17 protein-coding genes are annotated in these 18,632 nt (G+C 37.5%); 1 reads left to right on the forward strand and 16 read right to left on the reverse strand.

Going from position 1 to position 18,632, the window contains the following annotated elements:
* Positions 1-10: 10 nt before the first annotated feature.
* The 14 genes from mutM to citZ form a co-directional block, all read right to left on the reverse strand.
* Positions 11-883, reverse strand: coding sequence for a bifunctional DNA-formamidopyrimidine glycosylase/DNA-(apurinic or apyrimidinic site) lyase (mutM, locus tag MHB40_RS18400; protein ID WP_342533169.1), 873 nt, complete (start codon positions 881-883; stop codon positions 11-13).
* A gap of 12 nt (positions 884-895) precedes the next feature.
* Positions 896-3,523: a DNA polymerase I gene (gene polA, locus MHB40_RS18405; RefSeq protein WP_342533170.1), complete on the reverse strand. Its 2,628-nt coding sequence runs from the start codon at positions 3,521-3,523 to the stop codon at positions 896-898.
* 234 nt (positions 3,524-3,757) lie between these two features.
* Positions 3,758-4,231: a hypothetical protein gene (locus MHB40_RS18410; protein ID WP_205444929.1), complete on the reverse strand. Its 474-nt coding sequence runs from the start codon at positions 4,229-4,231 to the stop codon at positions 3,758-3,760.
* Positions 4,232-4,427: 196 nt separating this feature from the next.
* Positions 4,428-4,844: a DNA polymerase I gene (locus MHB40_RS18415; RefSeq protein WP_205444930.1), complete on the reverse strand. Its 417-nt coding sequence runs from the start codon at positions 4,842-4,844 to the stop codon at positions 4,428-4,430.
* 186 nt (positions 4,845-5,030) lie between these two features.
* Positions 5,031-6,041, reverse strand: a complete 1,011-nt coding sequence (locus MHB40_RS18420; RefSeq protein WP_342533171.1) for a protease modulator HflC — start codon at positions 6,039-6,041, stop codon at positions 5,031-5,033.
* Positions 6,041-7,003 carry an FtsH protease activity modulator HflK gene (hflK, locus tag MHB40_RS18425; RefSeq protein ID WP_205444934.1) on the reverse strand — a complete coding sequence of 321 codons (963 nt, stop codon included), beginning with the start codon at positions 7,001-7,003 and terminating at the stop codon, positions 6,041-6,043. Before hflK ends, MHB40_RS18420 begins: the two co-directional genes overlap by 1 nt.
* A 156-nt stretch (positions 7,004-7,159) precedes the next feature.
* Positions 7,160-7,873, reverse strand: coding sequence for an LrgB family protein (locus MHB40_RS18430; protein ID WP_342533172.1), 714 nt, complete (start codon positions 7,871-7,873; stop codon positions 7,160-7,162).
* Positions 7,870-8,238, reverse strand: coding sequence for a CidA/LrgA family holin-like protein (locus tag MHB40_RS18435; protein ID WP_016993213.1), 369 nt, complete (start codon positions 8,236-8,238; stop codon positions 7,870-7,872). Before MHB40_RS18435 ends, MHB40_RS18430 begins: the two co-directional genes overlap by 4 nt.
* Positions 8,239-8,596: 358 nt before the next feature.
* Positions 8,597-10,132, reverse strand: coding sequence for an ATP-binding protein (locus MHB40_RS18440; RefSeq protein ID WP_342533173.1), 1,536 nt, complete (start codon positions 10,130-10,132; stop codon positions 8,597-8,599).
* Positions 10,129-10,845, reverse strand: coding sequence for a response regulator transcription factor (locus tag MHB40_RS18445; RefSeq protein WP_205444940.1), 717 nt, complete (start codon positions 10,843-10,845; stop codon positions 10,129-10,131). Before MHB40_RS18445 ends, MHB40_RS18440 begins: the two co-directional genes overlap by 4 nt.
* A gap of 52 nt (positions 10,846-10,897) precedes the next feature.
* On the reverse strand, positions 10,898-11,338 hold the full coding sequence (locus MHB40_RS18450; RefSeq protein WP_004226245.1) for a MaoC/PaaZ C-terminal domain-containing protein: 441 nt from the start codon (positions 11,336-11,338) through the stop codon (positions 10,898-10,900).
* Between the two features lie 158 nt (positions 11,339-11,496).
* Positions 11,497-12,435 carry a malate dehydrogenase gene (gene mdh, locus MHB40_RS18455; protein WP_205444942.1) on the reverse strand — a complete coding sequence of 313 codons (939 nt, stop codon included), beginning with the start codon at positions 12,433-12,435 and terminating at the stop codon, positions 11,497-11,499.
* A gap of 179 nt (positions 12,436-12,614) precedes the next feature.
* On the reverse strand, positions 12,615-13,877 hold the full coding sequence (icd, locus tag MHB40_RS18460; protein WP_342533174.1) for an NADP-dependent isocitrate dehydrogenase: 1,263 nt from the start codon (positions 13,875-13,877) through the stop codon (positions 12,615-12,617).
* Between the two features lie 79 nt (positions 13,878-13,956).
* Positions 13,957-15,072, reverse strand: coding sequence for a citrate synthase (citZ, locus tag MHB40_RS18465; RefSeq protein ID WP_004226238.1), 1,116 nt, complete (start codon positions 15,070-15,072; stop codon positions 13,957-13,959).
* 250 nt (positions 15,073-15,322) lie between these two features.
* On the opposite strand from citZ, the gene MHB40_RS18470 reads away from it, so the two are divergent.
* A complete protein-coding gene (locus MHB40_RS18470; RefSeq protein ID WP_342533175.1) occupies positions 15,323-16,288 on the forward strand; it encodes an AI-2E family transporter in 966 nt (321 codons plus the stop codon).
* On the opposite strand, the gene MHB40_RS18475 is transcribed toward MHB40_RS18470, so the two are convergent.
* Both MHB40_RS18475 and pyk read right to left on the reverse strand, forming a co-directional pair.
* Positions 16,272-16,661 (reverse strand): FxsA family protein, encoded by a 390-nt coding sequence (locus tag MHB40_RS18475; RefSeq protein WP_205444946.1) that lies wholly within the window; start codon positions 16,659-16,661, stop codon positions 16,272-16,274. The genes MHB40_RS18470 and MHB40_RS18475 overlap by 17 nt on opposite strands.
* A 202-nt stretch (positions 16,662-16,863) precedes the next feature.
* Positions 16,864-18,624 (reverse strand): pyruvate kinase, encoded by a 1,761-nt coding sequence (pyk, locus tag MHB40_RS18480; protein ID WP_205444948.1) that lies wholly within the window; start codon positions 18,622-18,624, stop codon positions 16,864-16,866.
* Between the last annotated feature and the right edge of the window lie 8 nt (positions 18,625-18,632).

Genomic DNA, 18,632 nt, shown 5'->3' on the forward strand with positions numbered 1-18,632 from the left:
TAAATCCCCTTTAATGTTGACAATTTGGGCAATAAACCGAGGTACGCCCACCAATTGTCATTTGACTTGTTGCCGTTTCACATGCTGGACATATCTTTTTCCCATACATTTTTAGTCGATTCTGCATACTTCCGGCTTCCCCATTAATGTTTCGATAATCAGAAATAGTTGAACCACCTGCTTCAATACTTTGACGTAGGACAGCAACAATCTCCTCAAATAATGCCCGCTTTCGCTTTTCACTAATGCGATTCATTTTGCGTGCAGGGTGAATATTCTGAGCAAACAATGCCTCCGTTGCATAAATATTGCCACAGCCTGAAATGACTTGCCCATCCATAATCACTTCTTTTACTGCTTTATTTTCATACTTTGGTAGCTTAGATTTTGTTATAAAAAAGTCACAAGCATGCTCATCGAATGGCTCTGGTGCCATTTTTGTCAATGGCGCATGATCTTCAATTTTTGTCAGAAAACGAAGTTCACCAAAACGGCGAATATCTGAATAAATCAAATATCCTCCATCTGCCATTTCAAATGTTGCATGGATATGCTTTTGAAATTTCGCCTCATTAATTTCATCGGGTGAATTCACAACGAACCATGCACCTGTCATACCTAAGTGACTGACAAGGACATATGGAACATCATCCTTCAGCAAATGAAAGAAAATATATTTTGCTCGTCGTTCAATTTTGGTAATTGTCATCTGGGACATCGTTATTTCAAAAGTATCAGGCTCTGCTTGTTTGACAATACATTGTTTACCCTCACTAAAAGAGAAATGTACTCTTTCAGAAAGTTGAACCTGTTGAATGGTACGTCCTTCAACCTTTGGCTTCAATGCCTGGACGACACCTTCTACCTCTGGTAATTCAGGCATTTGAACCCCTCCTTATTTTGCCTCGTACCATGTTGAACCATGGTTAAAATCTACTTTTAGCGGTACTGAAAGCTCAATAGCATTTTCCATGACCTCTGGTACAATTTTTTCCAGCAATGCAATCTCTTCCTTAGGTGCTTCAAAGATTAACTCATCATGCACCTGAAGCAGTAGTTTGGCCTGCATCTTTTCTTTTTTCAATCGAGCATCCATATCAATCATTGCTTTTTTAATGATATCAGCAGCACTTCCTTGAATTGGCGTATTCATTGCTGTACGCTCTGCAAAGCTTCTTAAATTAAAGTTGGAGCTTGTAATGTCTGGTAAATAGCGGCGTCTATTTAATATCGTTGTAACATAACCATTAAATTTCGCATTTTGAACAATGTCATCCATGTACTGTTTTACGCCAGGGAAACTTGCGAAATACTTTTCAATAAAATTGGCTGCTTCCTTACGCGTGATATCTAAGTTTTGTGAAAGACCATAATCACTAATACCGTAGACAATGCCAAAGTTAACAGCTTTCGCTGCGCGACGCATATTACTATCCACCTCATCTTCCGATACATGGAATACATCCATAGCTGTACGTGTATGAACGTCCATTCCTTCTCGGAAAGCCTCAACAAGGTTTTTATCTTCTGACATATGTGCAAGTACTCGTAATTCAATTTGCGAATAGTCAGCAGAAAATAGTATCCAATCCTCTTTTGATGGTACAAAGGCTTGACGAATTTTGCGCCCCTCCTCTAAACGGATTGGGATGTTTTGCAAATTCGGGTCTGTAGAGCTCAAACGCCCTGTCGCAGTTAAAGCTTGCTGGAAGCGCGTATGCACCTTGCTATCTGATGCATGAATTTCCTTTAGTAAGCCCTCAATATACGTGGATTGTAATTTTCCAAGCTGACGATACAACAGAATATGTTCAATGATTGCATGCTCTGACTGTAATTTTTCCAGTACATCTGCAGCAGTGGAATAGCCTGTTTTAGTCTTTTTAATTACAGGTAACCCTAGCTTATCGAATAAAATCACACCTAATTGTTTAGGTGAATTAATATTAAACGTTTCTCCAGCCTCCGCATAAATTTCTTGCTCAATCACCACAAGCTTGTCATTAAGCTCTTGCCCCATTTTCTCTAATGTAGCACGGTTAACTGTAATCCCTTCACTTTCCATTTCACTTAAAATTCCTGCCAATGGTAGCTCTAGGTTTTTATAAAGATCGAATTGTTCATTTTCCTTTAATAATGCTTCCAGCTTCGGCTGTAATGACCACACAGCAAAGGCTTTGCGACTTACATGCTGTGCAAGCTGATCCAAGTCAGGTATTGCACGCTTGGCACCTTTTCCATAAACCGCCTCATCTAATTGAACATCATAATAGCCTAATTCTCTTGCAAGTGTGGCGATATCGTCGCCACTTAATGCTGGATTATTTATATAAGAGGCAAGTAGCAAATCAAAGTCAACGCCAGCTAATTGAATCCCTGCTCGCTTCAATGATGCTTGAGCCGCCTTTGAATCGGACATATATTTTATTTTTGTGGCATCTTCTAACCAACGACGGAGAGTATCTGATTTTGCTGCACTTTCAAAAGGAATATATTGTGTCTTTGTTCCATCTGACAACGCAATCCCTAGCTGCTGACAAGTGTGATAATGCTCATTCTCCAGTTCAACATGCACAGCCATCACATCTTGTAAGTCCTCAGGTTGAATTTCCTGAACAAGGTCATAGTCGAAAGGTGCTTGCTCTTCTTCGTGCACTGTAAAGTCACTTTTATCAAGCAGTGATTTAAAGCCAAGCTCACGCCACACACTGATTAATTCATCTTCTTTTGGCCCATTATACGCAAGATCAGCGAGTGAAATCGTGATTGGGGCATCCGTATAAATCGTTGCCAACTGCTTACTCATGATGGCCTGCTCTTCATTAGCTACCAGCTTTTCCTTCATTTTAGAAGCTTTCAATGTATCCATTGCTTCATAAAGTGCTTCAACGGAGCCATGCTCTTTTAATAATTTTACAGCCGTTTTTTCACCGACGCCTGGTACACCAGGAATATTATCGGAGGAATCCCCCATCAAGCCTTTCATATCAATAATTTGGAGCGGCGTTAACCCGTATTTCTCTGCAATAAAGGCTGGTGTATTTTTCTCTATTTCAGTAATACCTTTTTTCGTTATATAAACGGTTACTTGCTCTGTCGCCAGCTGTGTTAAATCACGGTCTCCAGAAACGATGATGATATCCATATCCTGTGATGAAGCCTCTTTAGCAAGCGTTCCGATAATATCATCCGCTTCATATAATTCTTGTTCATATTGCTTGATACCATAAGCATCAATGAGCTTTCGTAAATAAGGAAATTGCTCTGATAATTCTGGTGGTGTCTTTTGACGTCCACCTTTATATTCTGTAAAGGTTTCATGGCGGAATGTTGTTTTCCCAGCATCAAAAGCAACCAATATTTTCGTTGGTTGTTCTTCCTCTAATATTCTTTGTAGCATTGTTGTAAAGCCGTATACAGCATTAGTATGAATGCCACTATCATTCGTTAACAATGGCAACGCAAAAAACGCGCGATACGCTAAACTATTACCGTCCAATAATAGTAATTTATCCTTGGTCATGATTTTATCCTCCTGCGTTGTCTTCTACTTCTACTTTATCATAACAATACATTTCAAGTAAAAAAAGCAGGCGTCCTTTCGCAAGGTTATCCGTTACTTTTCATATCCTATCCATCACTTTTACAGTGCTATCCGTCATTTTTAATGGTCTATCCGCCACTTTAGCATTCCTATCCATTCAAAAAAAGCCAATCGCACATAGCGATTGACTTTTTTAAAAATATTCTAACATCATTAACGCATATTACCTATAATAGATGAACGACTATCTTGCATTTTTTTGATAAAGTTCGTCATTGTATCAAAAGCTTCATTGCGTTTATTACTCAAACCTTGTAAACGTAGCATATCCATTTGCTGTGAATTACTTAAACCATCTATTTGACCTTTAACATCTTGGATTTCTCGATCAAGCGCTGAATGTGTGTCTTGATCTTCTACAGGTATAGCTGCTCTTTCCTGATGTAACCCTGCTAACTGTGTATTCAAATCAGCTAGCTGTTGATTTCGTTGTTGAACACCCTCTAGTTGATCTTTAAGTTGGTTTTCTAACAACTGTGCTCGTTGTGATTGAACTGCCTGTAATGCCGATTCTAGATCCATGCCTTGAATATCAATTGGTTGAATTTGGCCATTGGCAGAGGATTGCCCTGCCCCACTAAATAATAAACCTACTGCTAATGCGCTTCCAAATACTACTTTCTTCATCTTATTCCTCCTCATAGTAAAGTGCAATTTCATTTATCATAAATAATGAAGGTTAAAATTAGGTTAAAAAATAAATATTTATCTCCGCTATGTGAAGCCTACTAACTTGTCCTTAGTGTAATTACCGCTGTTTAATCATAAAAAAAGACTTTCATTCAGAAAGAATAGCTTTTTGAATGAAAGTCCATATTAGATGTTATTGATTTGATGCACGATAAAAAATTTCTTCATATATGACAGTTAATATAAATGCATTCATAAAGGCAAACACGAGGAATAAAGGCATGCCACCTAATTGTGGGTGTGTTAACTCTTGATTAAATACCATCACTGTACTAATTTGTGCTAAAAAGAAAATTAAGCCAATTCCAACTTGCCAAATAGGACGCTTAACCTTTCGTTTTTCATACCAAAATAATTTCTTAAAAAGGTTTCTTACATCATCTGCAATAATGATACTAACTAAAAAGATACTAACAAAAAATACTGGTATATGATAAACACTCTTCGTCATCCATGAAAAATCGGATAGACGGAAGAAAAGCGTCAATAACGATGCTATACTACAAGCGATCCCTAAATTTTGGAGCCATTTGCTAATTTGTAATTTCAAAGCCCTTACCCCCAACTATTCTTTTTTAAACATTATCATTCTATCAAATTATCGTTGATTGGGGAATACAAACTTATAAATTTCTATTATTTTCATACTATAATAATCTGATTTAATGGATAGTTATAATTATATAGAAACAAAAAAAGTCGTCTCTTTCACTACAGAGACGACTTTAATTTGCGTTTATTTTATATAACCAGACAAGATATTGGCATATGGTGAAGTAGATGGCAAAATAATAACCGTATCTTCTCCAACCGTTTTCTTATAAGATTCTAGCGTGCGGTATAAGGAATAAAATTCAGGATCTTGAGAGAATGATTTATTGTAAATCTTTGCAGCTTCTGCTTCTCCCTCAGCTTGAATAATAGCCGCTTCCTTATTAGCAGTAGCTAGCATTTCTTGTACTTGTTGGTCAGTTTGAGCTTCAATACGACGTTTCTGAGCGTCCCCCTCAGACAGATAGAGCTGAGCAGTTGATTCACGTTCTGAAATCATCCGTGTAAATACGGATTGTTCATTCTCTGCTGGTAGGTCTGTACGACGAATACGCACGTCTACTACTTCTACTCCATATTTATCGTTTTGCAATAATTCATTTACTCGCGCTGTTACACGATCATTTAGGCTACCTCGTGAAGAGTCCTCATCATTAATAATTTCATCATATCTTAATTGTCCAAGCTCTGTTCGGATAACAGAGTAGATGAATTCTTCCATTCGGGACTCTGCTTTGCTTAGTGTTCCTGCATTAGAAATCAACGCTTTCGGATCTGTTATACGCCAAACAGCATAATTGTCAATAATTATACGTTTTTTGTCCTTTGTATTAATTTCTTCCTCTGAGATATTGTAGGTCATTTGATTTTTAGGTAGTCTCGTAACACTTTGTATAAATGGTATTTTCATTTTCAAACCGGGCTCTCGTTCAAATTTCACAACTTCCCCAAACTGTCGAACAACTGCGTATTCAGATTCTTTCACAATATAAACATTGGCAAATATAATGATGGCCGCTGCAAAAACTATTGTTAGCGTAACAGCAAGAGAAAGAAATTTTTTAGGATTCAGGGGTCCTTTTTTTGGCATTTCCACTACATTCTCCCCTGAATTACCTTCTGAAGGAGCAGTTTTTTTACCTTTACCGGATAAAAAATTGAGGAATTTATCTAGATCCTTATTTTTTTTGTCCATTAGTTACCGCTCCCTTCTTTTTTCTCTGTTTGTGCCTGCTGAGGCTGTAATGCTTGTAATGGTAGGTACTTCATTGTACTGCCATCATCGTTCATAATATATATTTGCGCTTTTGGTAATACATTTTCAAGTGTCTCTAAAATTAAACGCTCACGTGTAATTTGTTGATTACCTTTATATTGCTCATACATTTTATTAAATACAGCGACATCACCTTGAGCTTGCTCAATACGGGCTGTTTTTGCACCTTGAGCCTTAGAAATAATGGCATCTTTTTCACCGTTAGCTTCACTTATGCGCTGATTTTTATACTTATCTGCCTCATTGGTTTTAGTATTCTTTGTTTCGCGTGCATCCGTTACAGCTGTGAATGCGGCACGAACTTCTTTGTTCGGTAATTCAACGTCTTGTAACTTCACACCTAACACGCCAATCCCAATATCATATTTTTCTATTAATGAAACAAGTAGATCACGTGTTTTTGCTTCAATTTCTGCTTTACCGTCCGTTAATGCAGCATCAATTGTTGAGCTACCTATAATGGAACGAATCGCGCTCGATGTAGCGCTATGTAAAATCTCCTCTGGGCTCTGTGCGTTAAATAAAAATTTACGAGGATCAGTAATTTTCCACTGTACTACAAGATCTGTTAATACAATATACTCATCACCTGTTATCATCTTTGTTTCAGCATCATAGGCTTCAAGCTCTCCTGCTTTATTTTGCTTATAGCCAAACTGTAAACTAAATGTTTCTTTTGACAAAATTTCGACCGATTGCACTGGCCAAGGTAATTTAAAGTGAAGACCTGGATTTGTCACCATATCATCGGCACGACCAAATGTAACAACAACAGCTTGTTCTGATTCATCTACCGTGTACCATGAAGTAAAAACTGTAATAAGTGCAATAATTCCAAATATTCCAAGTCCAACTAGCATTAGTGTCCTTTTCACACTCATGTCTGTTCCTCCCTTTTGCTTAGTACTATTGTTTACGGGGGACCTTTATAAAAAGTTTCAAAATATTTTCATATAAAGCTTGTAGAGGAGAGAATCTTCTTTCTTTTCCGCTTCACAAAAGCTTTTCTGAAGCAATACAAAAAAATCCTGTTACCTTTATGGCAACAGGATATTGATAACTAGATGTTCAAATACAGGGAAAATGGTAGTGGATAATACAATGCTAATTAATGCAGCAACGATCATCGCTAGACTAGCAAATGTACCTTCTAGCTCTCCAAATTCAAATGCTTTAGATGTCCCCGTTCCATGGGCCCCCATACCAAGCATTAAGCCTCTAGAAGAAGGTCTATGGAAACGACATACTTTAATAATGATGGGTGCTAACAAGCTCCCTAAAATACCAGTCGTCATAACAAAAACAGCTGTAAGCGTAGGAGAACCACCAATCATATTTGAAATATCCATCGCAATAGGTGTTGTTACGGAGCGTGGCACTAAACTATGCACCAACTCATCATTTAAGCCTACCACGAGAGCCATCATAAAGGATGACACAATAGCAACTGCAGAACCAACAGCAATGCTGATGAAAATTTCGAATGCGTGTTTTTTTAATAGATTGACATTTTTATAAATAGGAACCGCAAACGCAACAGTTGCTGGCCCTAGTAAATTTGTTAAGATATTGGCTCCTGAATTGTAGGATTTATAAGGTATACCTGTCAGCAGTAAAATGCCTATAATCACTAAAGGTGTAATCAGCATAGGTGTCAGCCATTCTTTTTTATATTTTTTATAAAACATTTTACAAATATAAAAAATAGCAATGGTCCCAAGTAAGCTGACAATGGCGATGAATAACGTCATACAGCATCACCCTTCTTTCGCTGCTCTAGCCATTGTGCCGTGTAGCCCGTTACAAACATTACGACAATCGCACTCACAACAATGACCAGCACAACCTTCATTCCTTGCACACCGAATAAGGCATGATAATCAATAACACCGATGGCAGATGGAATAAAGAATAGTAAGAGTTCACTTAATAGTACGGCTGCTCCTAACTCAATCCATTCAAGCTTGATTATATGAAACTGTAACAGTAAAAATAATAGGACGAGCCCTATTATGCTCCCTGGAATCGGCAAGTGAAGTAGGCGTGCAATAGTATTTCCGATTAATAATAGGATGTAAAGATAGCCGATTTGCACGATACTTTTGACGATTTTCATGGTCATCCTTCTCTCATTTTTTTCTCTGCCTCAACAGTCAGAAAAACAAGATTCAAATGAAAAGAAGGTTGATTCACTGACTGTAAAAGCGTTCGTCTAACAGACAATCGCTATAAGATGGTTGTTAAACTTTTATGCTACTATACTTTACACCTATTTACGTTCCCTGTAAAACAGAAAAAGAACCTAGTGTCTAAAAGAAAACACTAAATTCTTTCTGTGGCGAATATAAAGCAGTTAAAAATCCTCTAGTATATTAGATTTTTATGGTATCGTCTTAACAATCATATTGGGGGTTTCTAGTAATAAGTATAGTGCCCAAATATGAATGTAACATGTTGTTCATGTAAAGGATTTGTTAATTTTTCGGAATCGTGACAATCATTTTAGTTCCTATGCCGACTTCACTTTCTACTTGAATACGGCCATGATGAGCCTCTACTAAATGCTTCACAATCGCTAAGCCTAAGCCTGTTCCGCCAGAATTACGGCTTCTTGCTCGATCCACTCGATAAAATCTTTCAAAAACGCGGGCGATTTCATGTTTTTCAATACCTATTCCTTGATCCTCTATTTCGATGATGCCGTGTGTTTCATTTTCTTTTAATCGAATAGAAACAGTCGTGTTTTCAGGAGAATATGTAATCGCATTGGTAATTAAATTCGTCACGATTTGAATAATACGATTGGCATCCCCCATGACTTGGACATCTCGTTCGATATCCACCTGGAAGCTCATATTTTTTTCATCCAATCGCGGTGCTGTCAATTCTGCTCCACGAATTAAAACATCCTGTAAGCCCATCGGCATAATATTGACAGTAAAGCCATGCTGCTCTATCTTTGATAGCTCTAGTAAATCTTGAATCAACATTTGTAGTCGATTACTTTCTTTATAAATAATCTCTAAGAAAGAGATCAACATTTTTTCGTCTTTATAGGCCCCATCCAATAAAGTTTCAGAAAAGCCTTTAATAGAAGTAATAGGTGTTCGTAACTCGTGCGATACATTCGCAACAAAGTCTTTCCGAATTTGTTCTAATCGAACTAGTTCCGTTATGTCATGCATAACGATAACAACGCCTAGCCATCGTCCATGGTCTCCGATGACAGGTGCCCCATAAACTTCTTTATTATAAAGCTCCTGCTGTACTTCCATTTTAATTTGTTGTCGATAGGGCATTTCTGTCAGAAAGACATGATCGATAAATTGCTCTAATGATTTCGGTAAGCCTATTGTACGAAATACCTTTCCTTGCACATCATCAAGCTGCATCCCAAAGCGCTCTAGAAATACTCGATTCACAATGGAAATATTCCCCTCGCGACCAATCATCATAAGAGAGCTCCCCATATTTTCAATTAAGGTTTTCAGTCTTTCTTCCTCTACTTCACGTATCGTTGTAATATCCTGCAAATTGCGTGCCAAGATGTTTATGGAATGACTGAGTGGTATCATGCGTTCATGTTCATTTTCTTGGGCACGCGCACGATAGTTACCCTTTGCAAGCTCAAGAGCCGTTTCTGTCACATTATCAATCGGTGCCGTAAAATTACGTATCATATAGCGACTGATAATCGCTATTAAAATCAAAGTAATTGTGAAAAGAATAGCCAGTACTCCGTAAAGTCGAGCGCGTACGTAGTTCAATAAGGATTCGTCTTGTTCCATAGCCTGGGCTGCATACAAGGCTTCCTGATCTTCCTGCGTTAAATCCATTTTGCGTTCATCGATTACTTGGTCCATTGAAGCTCGTATTTGTGTGGTTGCTTGCTCATTGTATTGCTCGATATAAACAGGAAAAAGCTGACCTATAACAATCATTAGGACAGCTAGTATCGTTCCAAGTAAAAGCATGAATGTCATGAATAAGCGATTGCTCATTGATTTCATGTCGTTTTCGGCTCCTCAAATTTATAACCAAGGCCTCTAATTGTTTTAATAAACATCGGCTTACGGCTATTTTCTTCAATTTTATCGCGAAGGTGGCTAATGTGTACATCCACAATTCGAGTATCGCCAGCAAAATCATATTTCCATACAGCACTTAATAGCTGATCACGTGTTAATACACGATTTTTATTTTCAAGTAAATAGATGAGTAACTCAAACTCTTTTGGTGTAAATTCCAGTGCCTCATCTTGTAAAAATACTTCAAATCGCTCTGGGAACACTCGCAATTGTCCAAACTCATACATTTTCTCCTGCGGCTCATCCTTATCATCTGCCACAACGTTTTGCGTGAAACGTCTTAATACAGCCTTGACACGCGCTAATACTTCACGTGGACTAAAAGGCTTAGTCATATAATCATCTGCACCCAGCTCAAGACCAAGAACTTTATCAAATTCGTCATCTTTTGCAGTTAACATAATAATTGGCGTATTCATACGTTGCTGTCGGATTTGTTTACAGACCTCCATACCATCGAGTTTTGGAAGCATCAAATCTAAAAGAATTAAATTTGGCTGTAAATCGATTGCTTTTTCAAGCCCTTCCTGACCATCAGCAGCCGTTTCAACTACATAGCCTGCCTGTTCTAAATTATATTTCAATAATGTTGCAATCGAAAATTCATCTTCAATTACTAAAATCGTTTTTGTCATATCTAATGCCTCCGTTAGTGATTTGAAACCCCCATTTCAAATCTCAAGACGTCTATAGCGCAAGTGGTGGCGTCACAAGCAACAAACCTTCAATTACAAGCTGCTTCTGCTCATTATATGAGTGTACAGACACCGTGATGGTATTGTCATATTTATTGATTGCTGTAACCTCTAATAGCGTATCGAACAGTTCATAATGATAGAGAGGTCCTAAATATTTTAAATGTTGCTCAATAATTCGTGCACCTGGTCCTGGAATATACTTTGACACAGCTGAAGTAATAATACCATTTAACATAATTGTCGGCACAATTGGTTTTTGAAAAGGTGTCATAGCCGCATAATCATGTTGAATATAAAGCGGATTACTATCGTTTGTAAGCCCTAAATACAGCAATAGATCCCGATCTTCAATTTTTTCAGTTATATGGATCTTCTCGCCAACTGTAATTTCATCGATTGTGAGACCAAGTTTACTATTTTTTTGAAGCAAAGATACGCCAACCCCTTTTCTATCATACTACATTCATAGTATCAATTTTATGCTAAAAGTACAATGAAAAGCAGAAGAACCTTACCTTTCTCAACACTTGAAACATAAAAAAACGAGCAGGAACAATCCCTACTCGTTTTAAGATTCAAACCGAAATTTTACACTAAAATTTTCATCACATTACGAACTGCTTCTGCCGATTGATCTAAAGCTGCTTTTTCTTTGTCCGTTAATTCTAGCTCAAAGATTTTTTCAATACCGTTTTCGCCAAGTAATGTAGGAACACCTAAGTATAAGTCATGATAGCCATATTCGCCTTCTAAATAAGCGATAGATGGCAAAATACGTTTTTGATCTTTTATAATGGCTTCAGCCATCTCTATCAGTGCCGCTGCTGGCGCATAATAAGCAGAACCGTTACCAAGTAAATTGACGATTTCAGCTCCACCATTACGTGTACGGTCAACAATTTCTTCTAAACGTTCAGCAGAAATTAACGTTTCTAATGGAATACCACCTGCGAATGAATAACGTGTTAATGGTACCATTGTGTCACCGTGACCACCTAATACAAAACCAGTGATATCTTTTACTGAAATATTAAGTTCTTCTGCCACAAATGCGCAGAAACGAGCCGTATCAAGAACACCCGATTGACCAATGACACGGTTTTTAGGGAAGCCAGTTTCTTTGTATACTGTGTAAGTCATAGCATCAACTGGGTTTGTCAGTACAAGGATTGTAGCATTTGGTGAATGTGTAGCAATCTCTTTCGAAACTGTTTTCATGACACCCTGATTGATTTGAACGAGATCATCACGACTCATCCCTGGTTTACGTGCAACACCAGCGGTAATGATCACTACGTCAGAATTCGCCGTATCTGCATAATTGGAAGTACCTTGTACATAAGAGTCAAACCCTTGTATTGGTGCTGCTTCCCACATATCTAGCGCCTTACCCTTTGTTGGATTTTCCGCTTGTGGAATATCCACTAATACGACGTCACCAAGTTCTTTCTGAGCTGCTAAAAATGCTGCCGTAGCGCCTGTAAAACCGCCACCGATTACTGAGATTTTTTTACGTTTCAGAGACATTTGAATACGCTCCTTTAAAATTAGGTTATATATTTTAAAAGAGGGAGGAGACATCCATCTCACTCCCTCATTTTAAACAAGTTTATCGTAAATATTAAATTAAAATTTACTGTCACCCTAATTATATCGGCAGAAAAAAGCATCCGCTTTAGTGATAAATTCTATTGTAGAATAGAAAATTATAGGTTTTTGATTAACTCAGTAGCAAATTCTGAACATTTCACTTCTGTAGCGCCGTCCATTAAACGTGCGAAGTCATAAGTAACAACTTTAGAAGAAATTGTTTTCTCAACAGATTGAGTGATCATGTCAGCAGCTTCTTGCCATCCTAAGTGTTCAAGCATTAATACACCTGAAAGTAATACTGAAGATGGGTTTACTTTATCTAAACCAGCATATTTTGGAGCTGTACCGTGAGTAGCTTCGAAGATCGCATGTCCAGTAACATAGTTAATGTTCGCGCCTGGAGCGATACCGATACCACCAACTTGTGCAGCAAGTGCATCAGAAATATAGTCACCATTTAAGTTCATTGTAGCTACTACATCGAACTCAGTTGGACGAGTTAAGATTTGTTGTAAGAAGATATCAGCGATAGAATCTTTCACTAAGATTTTACCTGCTGCTAAAGCATCAGATTGTGCTTTGTTTGCTGCTTCTTCACCTTGTTCAGCTTTGATTGCATCGTATTGGTTCCAAGTGAAAGTTTGATCAGCAAATTCTTTTTCTGCTAATTCATAACCCCATTTTTTGAATCCACCTTCAGTGAATTTCATGATGTTACCTTTATGAACTAAAGTAACAGATGGGCGTTTATGTTTAATTGCATATTCAATAGCAGAACGTACTAAACGCTCAGTACCTTCTTTAGATACAGGTTTTACACCGATACCAGAAGTTTCTGGGAAGCGGATTTGGTTTACACCAAATTCAGATTGTAGGAAGTTGATGATTTTTTGAGCTTGTTCTGAACCAGATTCGAATTCAATACCAGCGTAGATGTCTTCTGTGTTCTCACGGAAGATAACCATATCAACGTCTTCTGGGCGTTTAACTGGAGAAGGCACTCCATCAAAGTGACGTACTGGGCGTAAGCATACATATAAGTCAAGTTGTTGACGTAATGCTACGTTAAGAGAGCGGATACCACCACCGATTGGAGTAGTAAGAGGACCTTTGATTGCAATTAAGTATTCGTTAATTTTGTCTAAAGTTTCTTGTGGTAACCATTCACCAGTTTGGTTAAATGCTTTTTCACCAGCTAAAACTTCTAACCATTCAATTTTCTTTTCACCGTTGTAAGCTTTTTCTACAGCTGCGTCGATTACACGTGATGCTGCAGCCCAGATATCTGGACCAATTCCATCACCTTCGATGAAAGGAATTACTGGATTGTTTGGTACATTAAGTACGCCATTTTCAACTACAATTTTGTTTGACATTCTGTTGCCTCCTAAATTCATAATCATAGGACTGTGTTAGTGATAACACAGTCCCAAACATTCTAGCATATTTTCCAAATTAGCGCTCGCTGATTGGAACATATTTTTGCATGCCTGGTCCAACATACTCAGCACGTGGACGGATTAGGCGGTTGTTAGCATATTGCTCAAGGATGTGTGCCACCCAACCTGAAGTACGTGATACTGCGAAAATTGGTGTGAACAGGTCATGATCAATACCTAAAGAATCATACACTGACGCAGAGAAGAAATCTACGTTTGCAGGTAATTTCTTTTGTTCTACGATCATGTCATGGATTTTAACTGACATTTCATAAAGCTCTGGTTTACCAGTTAGTTCAGTTAATTTTTTAGACATTACACGTAAATGCGGAGCACGTGGGTCGCCTTTACGATATACGCGGTGACCGAAGCCCATGATTTTTTCTTTGTTGTCTAATTTATTTTGAATGTAAGATTCAACATTTTCAAGTGAGCCGATTTCAGTTAACATTTTCATAACTTGCTCATTTGCTCCACCGTGAAGTGGTCCTTTTAATGCACCGATTGCTGCAGTTACACCTGAATAAACATCTGATAATGTAGCTACACATACACGTGCTGTAAATGTAGATGCATTTAATTCATGGTCAGCGTGTAATACTAATGCTTTGTCAAATGCTTCAATTTCAATAGCTTCTGGCTCTTCACCTTTTAGCATGTATAAGAAGTTTGCAGCATATCCTAGTTCTGGTTTTGGCGCAACTGGCTCTAAACCTTTACGAACACGTGCAAATGCAGTTACTACTGTCGCAATTTTAGCTTGTAGACGAATTGCTTTACGGTAGTTTGCTTCTGGATCCATAACATCCGCTTCTTCATCGAATACACCAAGTAAAGATACTGCAGTACGCAATGCAGCCATTGGATGTACAGTTGAAAGTGGGTATGTTTTAAATTGGTCGACAATCGCTTGCGGAATTGACATGTTGTCTGCCAATTGTTGTTTTAATTCAGCTAGCTCGTCCTCTTTTGGTAAACGAGTATGCCATAACAAGTAAATTACCTCTTCGAATGACGCATTTTCTGCTAAATCATCAATGTTGTAACCAACATATGTAAGTGTGTCATCGATAATTGAACTGATTTTAGATTCCGCTGCTACGATACCTTCTAAACCTTTAGTTGCTGACATAAATTATCGCTCCCTCATACTTATTTTTTTGTTGCAAATGCGTTTTTTATGTTGCATTTACGAATTTTGCTCATATGAACCATTAAGTAAATCGCTTACATTGCTATTATAATCATTTTTGACAGCTTTGTGAATGAAAATCCTCCAAATAAAGAAAAAGACGTCCGAACGACTATATAACTGTCCTAAAGAGATTTTTTTGTATATTTTGACATTAATTTATTAATTGGTTTGGGGTGAATTTGTAAAAATGAGGAATTTAAAGTATTTTTCATACGAAAGAACTACAAGTGTTTTGTTTTTTATCTTTTATTTAGTCATACTTTGGTTTGTATTACCTGTTTCACTTGCAATTTTTTTGTCATTTTCAACGTATCCTATCATAAATTTTTTACATAAATATTGTAGGATTGCGTATTGGATCGCAGCAATTGTTGTGGAAGTATTGATATTAACATGTATTTTTCTGTTAGTTGTCATAACGATAAACAGTATTATCGTTATCTTTCCAGAAATTCGAGAGACACTACAAAATTTCCCGCTTTTCAGTGAATATGAATCCATGTTTGTACAAGTATTAAAAGAAAAGTCACTGTCCATTTTCGATTCTATCATCATCTACACAGCAGATCTTTTCCAATTATTAATGAAGCATGTCATTGAGGTATTCATCTTTTTAGTCGCTTATTACTTTGCGCTTCTAGAAACTCGTAAATCACGCTATTGGTTCTTTCAATATGTGCCTAAAAAATATCGGCAAGAGTGGCAATCTCATTTTGCAAAAATCATGCAGCTCTTTCATTACTTCTTATTTGTGGAGTTTCAATTATTTACGATTACCCTACTCATTCTTTGTGCAGGGTTTATAATTCTTCAATTTGAACAAGCCATCATTAAAGCGTTTATTGTAGCATTTGCAGATGTACTACCGTTTTTCGGAATCGGCGTTTTTCTTGTGCCAATGAGCATTTATTTTTATTTCAATGGCAATACCTTTTTATGTGTAGCCATTTTACTACTATATTTATTTGTACAATTAACAAGGCAGCTAGCTGATTCCATGCTTTGGTCCAATACGCTTCAGCTACGCACGTTCCATACATTCTTTATCAGTGCTGCCTCTATTCTATTATTTGGCTTTTATGGTATCTTGCTGAGCCCTATCTTTTTATTTCTAGCCGTAAAACTTAAGGAAAACTCTATCTTTGAACGATAATGAATTGACCTTTTTTCATTTTTTTACGCATCCAGTAATAGACAATGGGTTGGAACATTTTTCGAGAAAATGGCATGAGTAGGAATAAACCTAGGACATCTGTTAAAAATCCAGGTAACGCTAAAAGCAAACCACCACCAAAAGTTAAGAAAGTATCCACTAATGCAGCTCCTGGCGCTTCTCCACGTGCCAATGTATTTTTTACATTTTGAACAGAATTCATACCTTTATTCTTCATGACATAAATCCCAATAATACTCGTAGCCATAATGAGCAATAAAGTACTTAAAACGCCAATATTTTGTCCAATGACTATTAATAACGCCAATTCGGCTAATGCGTAGACAATGAAACCAAGAAAAATTTTTCGCATATTTTTCTCCTTTCTACTTGAAAAGCTATACCTTTTATACGTTATTATAGCCCGTTTAGTTTCATAAAAAAATGAATACACCTATTCAAAGAGAAAGCAACTTCTGTTAGAGGAAGAATTAAATAGTTTCCAGAAAGAGTGTGTACAACCTTTATGAAAAAGCTCTAGTACAACAAACCGCACTAGAGCTTTTTGTTAATGATTAAAGAACACTTGCATGCCCCTTGTAAATAACACCTGTTTCAGCGTCCATTGTAATTTCTTGACCATGACGAATTAATGTAGTTGCTTCTTTTACGCCAACGATTACTGGAATACCTAGGCTTAGCCCTACAACTGCCGCGTGGCTAGTTAGCCCACCTTCTTCAGTAATCAGACCAATACAATTTTCTAAAGCTGGCATCATATCACGATCTGAACCAACTGTGACAATGATGCATCCATCTGTATCGTAGGCAAGTGCCTCAGCTGCATTTTTAGCAACCACTGTTTTACCAACAACGGATGCTTTTCCAATTCCTTGTCCACGAGCAAGTAAATCACCAATAATGTGTACTTTCATTAAGTTTGTTGTACCCGCTTCACCAACAGGCACCCCTGCTGTAATGACAACAGCGTCGCCATGAGTAACAAAACTATGCTTTAAGCTTTCATCTACAGCTAGCTCTAAAATCTCATCTGTTGTTGTCACGCGTTGACACACAATTGGGTATACGCCCCATACTAGTGTTAATGTATGAGCTGTATTTGTAGAGCCTGTTACGGCTACAATTGGCACTCCTGGTCGATATTTTGCAATCATTCTCGCTGTATTGCCACTTTCAGTTGGTGCTAATACGGCTTTCACCCCTAAATTGATAGAAGTATAAGCTACAGCTTGAGAAATGGCCTCTGTCATATTTGCTTCTTTCTCACGACTACGTGCAGAAACAATTGATCTATAATCTAATGAATTTTCAGTGCGTTGTGCAATTTTATTCATCGTTTGTACTGATTCTACTGGATAAAGACCTGCGGCAGTTTCTCCAGATAACATGATAGCATCTGTTCCATCAATAATTGCGTTGGCTACATCACTTGCTTCTGCACGTGTTGGTCGTGGGTTACGCTGCATGGAGTCTAACATTTGTGTTGCCGTAATTACTGGTTTACCAACTTGATTACATTTTAGAATTAATTTCTTTTGTACAAGTGGTACTTCTTCTGCTGGAATTTCAACACCAAGATCTCCACGAGCAACCATTAAACCGTCCGATACTAGGATGATTTCATCGATGTTATCGACACCCTCTTGGTTTTCGATTTTTGGGATAATGTGAATATGACTACCACCATTTTGTTCAAGCAATTCACGAATTTCAAGAACATCTTTTGCACGACGAACAAATGAAGCGGCAATAAAATCAACACCTTGTTCGATACCAAATAAAATATCTTGTGCGTCTTTTTCTGTGATACCTGGTAGTTGTACAGAAACACCTGGGACGTTAACTCCCTTTTTATTCTTTAGGACGCCAGCATTTTCAACAATTGTATGAATTAATCCTTTTTCCATATCTGTTGCTAATACACGTAGTTGAATAAGACCATCATCAAGTAAAATAATTGAATTTTGCTCAACGTCTTCAATTAAGCGCTCATACGTGACAGAGAAGCTCGTCTCAGTACCTTCTACTTCAGTCATTGAAATATCTATTACTTGACCTGCTGACAAATGAAGCTCGCCATTTTTCATGTTATGTGTACGAATTTCCGGACCCTTTGTATCAAGTAAAATTCCCACTGGTTTATTTAATTTTTGTGCCACTTCGCGAATTAAATGAATACGTCCTGCATGTTCTTCATGAGATCCGTGTGAAAAATTCAAGCGGGCAACATTCATACCTGCTTCGATTAATTTTTCTAAAGTTTCTGGTGACTCACTTGCAGGTCCAATTGTACATACGATTTTAGTTTTTCTCATTTTTGCCC

Source organism: Lysinibacillus sp. FSL K6-0057, from assembly GCF_038630885.1.
Classification (GTDB): Bacteria; Bacillota; Bacilli; order Bacillales_A; family Planococcaceae; genus Lysinibacillus; species Lysinibacillus fusiformis_F.

Bases quoted from the DNA above. Each gene is read 5' to 3' on its own strand.
- mutM (WP_342533169.1), bottom strand. From the start codon at position 883: ATGCCTGAATTACCAGAGGTAGAAGGTGTCGTCCAGGCATTGAAGCCA.
- polA (WP_342533170.1), bottom strand. From the start codon at position 3,523: ATGACCAAGGATAAATTACTATTATTGGACGGTAATAGTTTAGCGTAT.
- MHB40_RS18410 (WP_205444929.1), bottom strand. From the start codon at position 4,231: ATGAAGAAAGTAGTATTTGGAAGCGCATTAGCAGTAGGTTTATTATTT.
- MHB40_RS18420 (WP_342533171.1), bottom strand. From the start codon at position 6,041: ATGGACAAAAAAAATAAGGATCTAGATAAATTCCTCAATTTTTTATCC.
- hflK (WP_205444934.1), bottom strand. From the start codon at position 7,003: ATGAGTGTGAAAAGGACACTAATGCTAGTTGGACTTGGAATATTTGGA.
- MHB40_RS18430 (WP_342533172.1), bottom strand. From the start codon at position 7,873: ATGACGTTATTCATCGCCATTGTCAGCTTACTTGGGACCATTGCTATT.
- MHB40_RS18435 (WP_016993213.1), bottom strand. From the start codon at position 8,238: ATGAAAATCGTCAAAAGTATCGTGCAAATCGGCTATCTTTACATCCTA.
- MHB40_RS18440 (WP_342533173.1), bottom strand. From the start codon at position 10,132: ATGAAATCAATGAGCAATCGCTTATTCATGACATTCATGCTTTTACTT.
- MHB40_RS18445 (WP_205444940.1), bottom strand. From the start codon at position 10,845: ATGACAAAAACGATTTTAGTAATTGAAGATGAATTTTCGATTGCAACA.
- mdh (WP_205444942.1), bottom strand. From the start codon at position 12,435: ATGTCTCTGAAACGTAAAAAAATCTCAGTAATCGGTGGCGGTTTTACA.
- icd (WP_342533174.1), bottom strand. From the start codon at position 13,877: ATGTCAAACAAAATTGTAGTTGAAAATGGCGTACTTAATGTACCAAAC.
- citZ (WP_004226238.1), bottom strand. From the start codon at position 15,072: ATGTCAGCAACTAAAGGTTTAGAAGGTATCGTAGCAGCGGAATCTAAA.
- MHB40_RS18470 (WP_342533175.1), top strand. From the start codon at position 15,323: ATGAGGAATTTAAAGTATTTTTCATACGAAAGAACTACAAGTGTTTTG.
- MHB40_RS18475 (WP_205444946.1), bottom strand. From the start codon at position 16,661: ATGCGAAAAATTTTTCTTGGTTTCATTGTCTACGCATTAGCCGAATTG.
- pyk (WP_205444948.1), bottom strand. From the start codon at position 18,624: ATGAGAAAAACTAAAATCGTATGTACAATTGGACCTGCAAGTGAGTCA.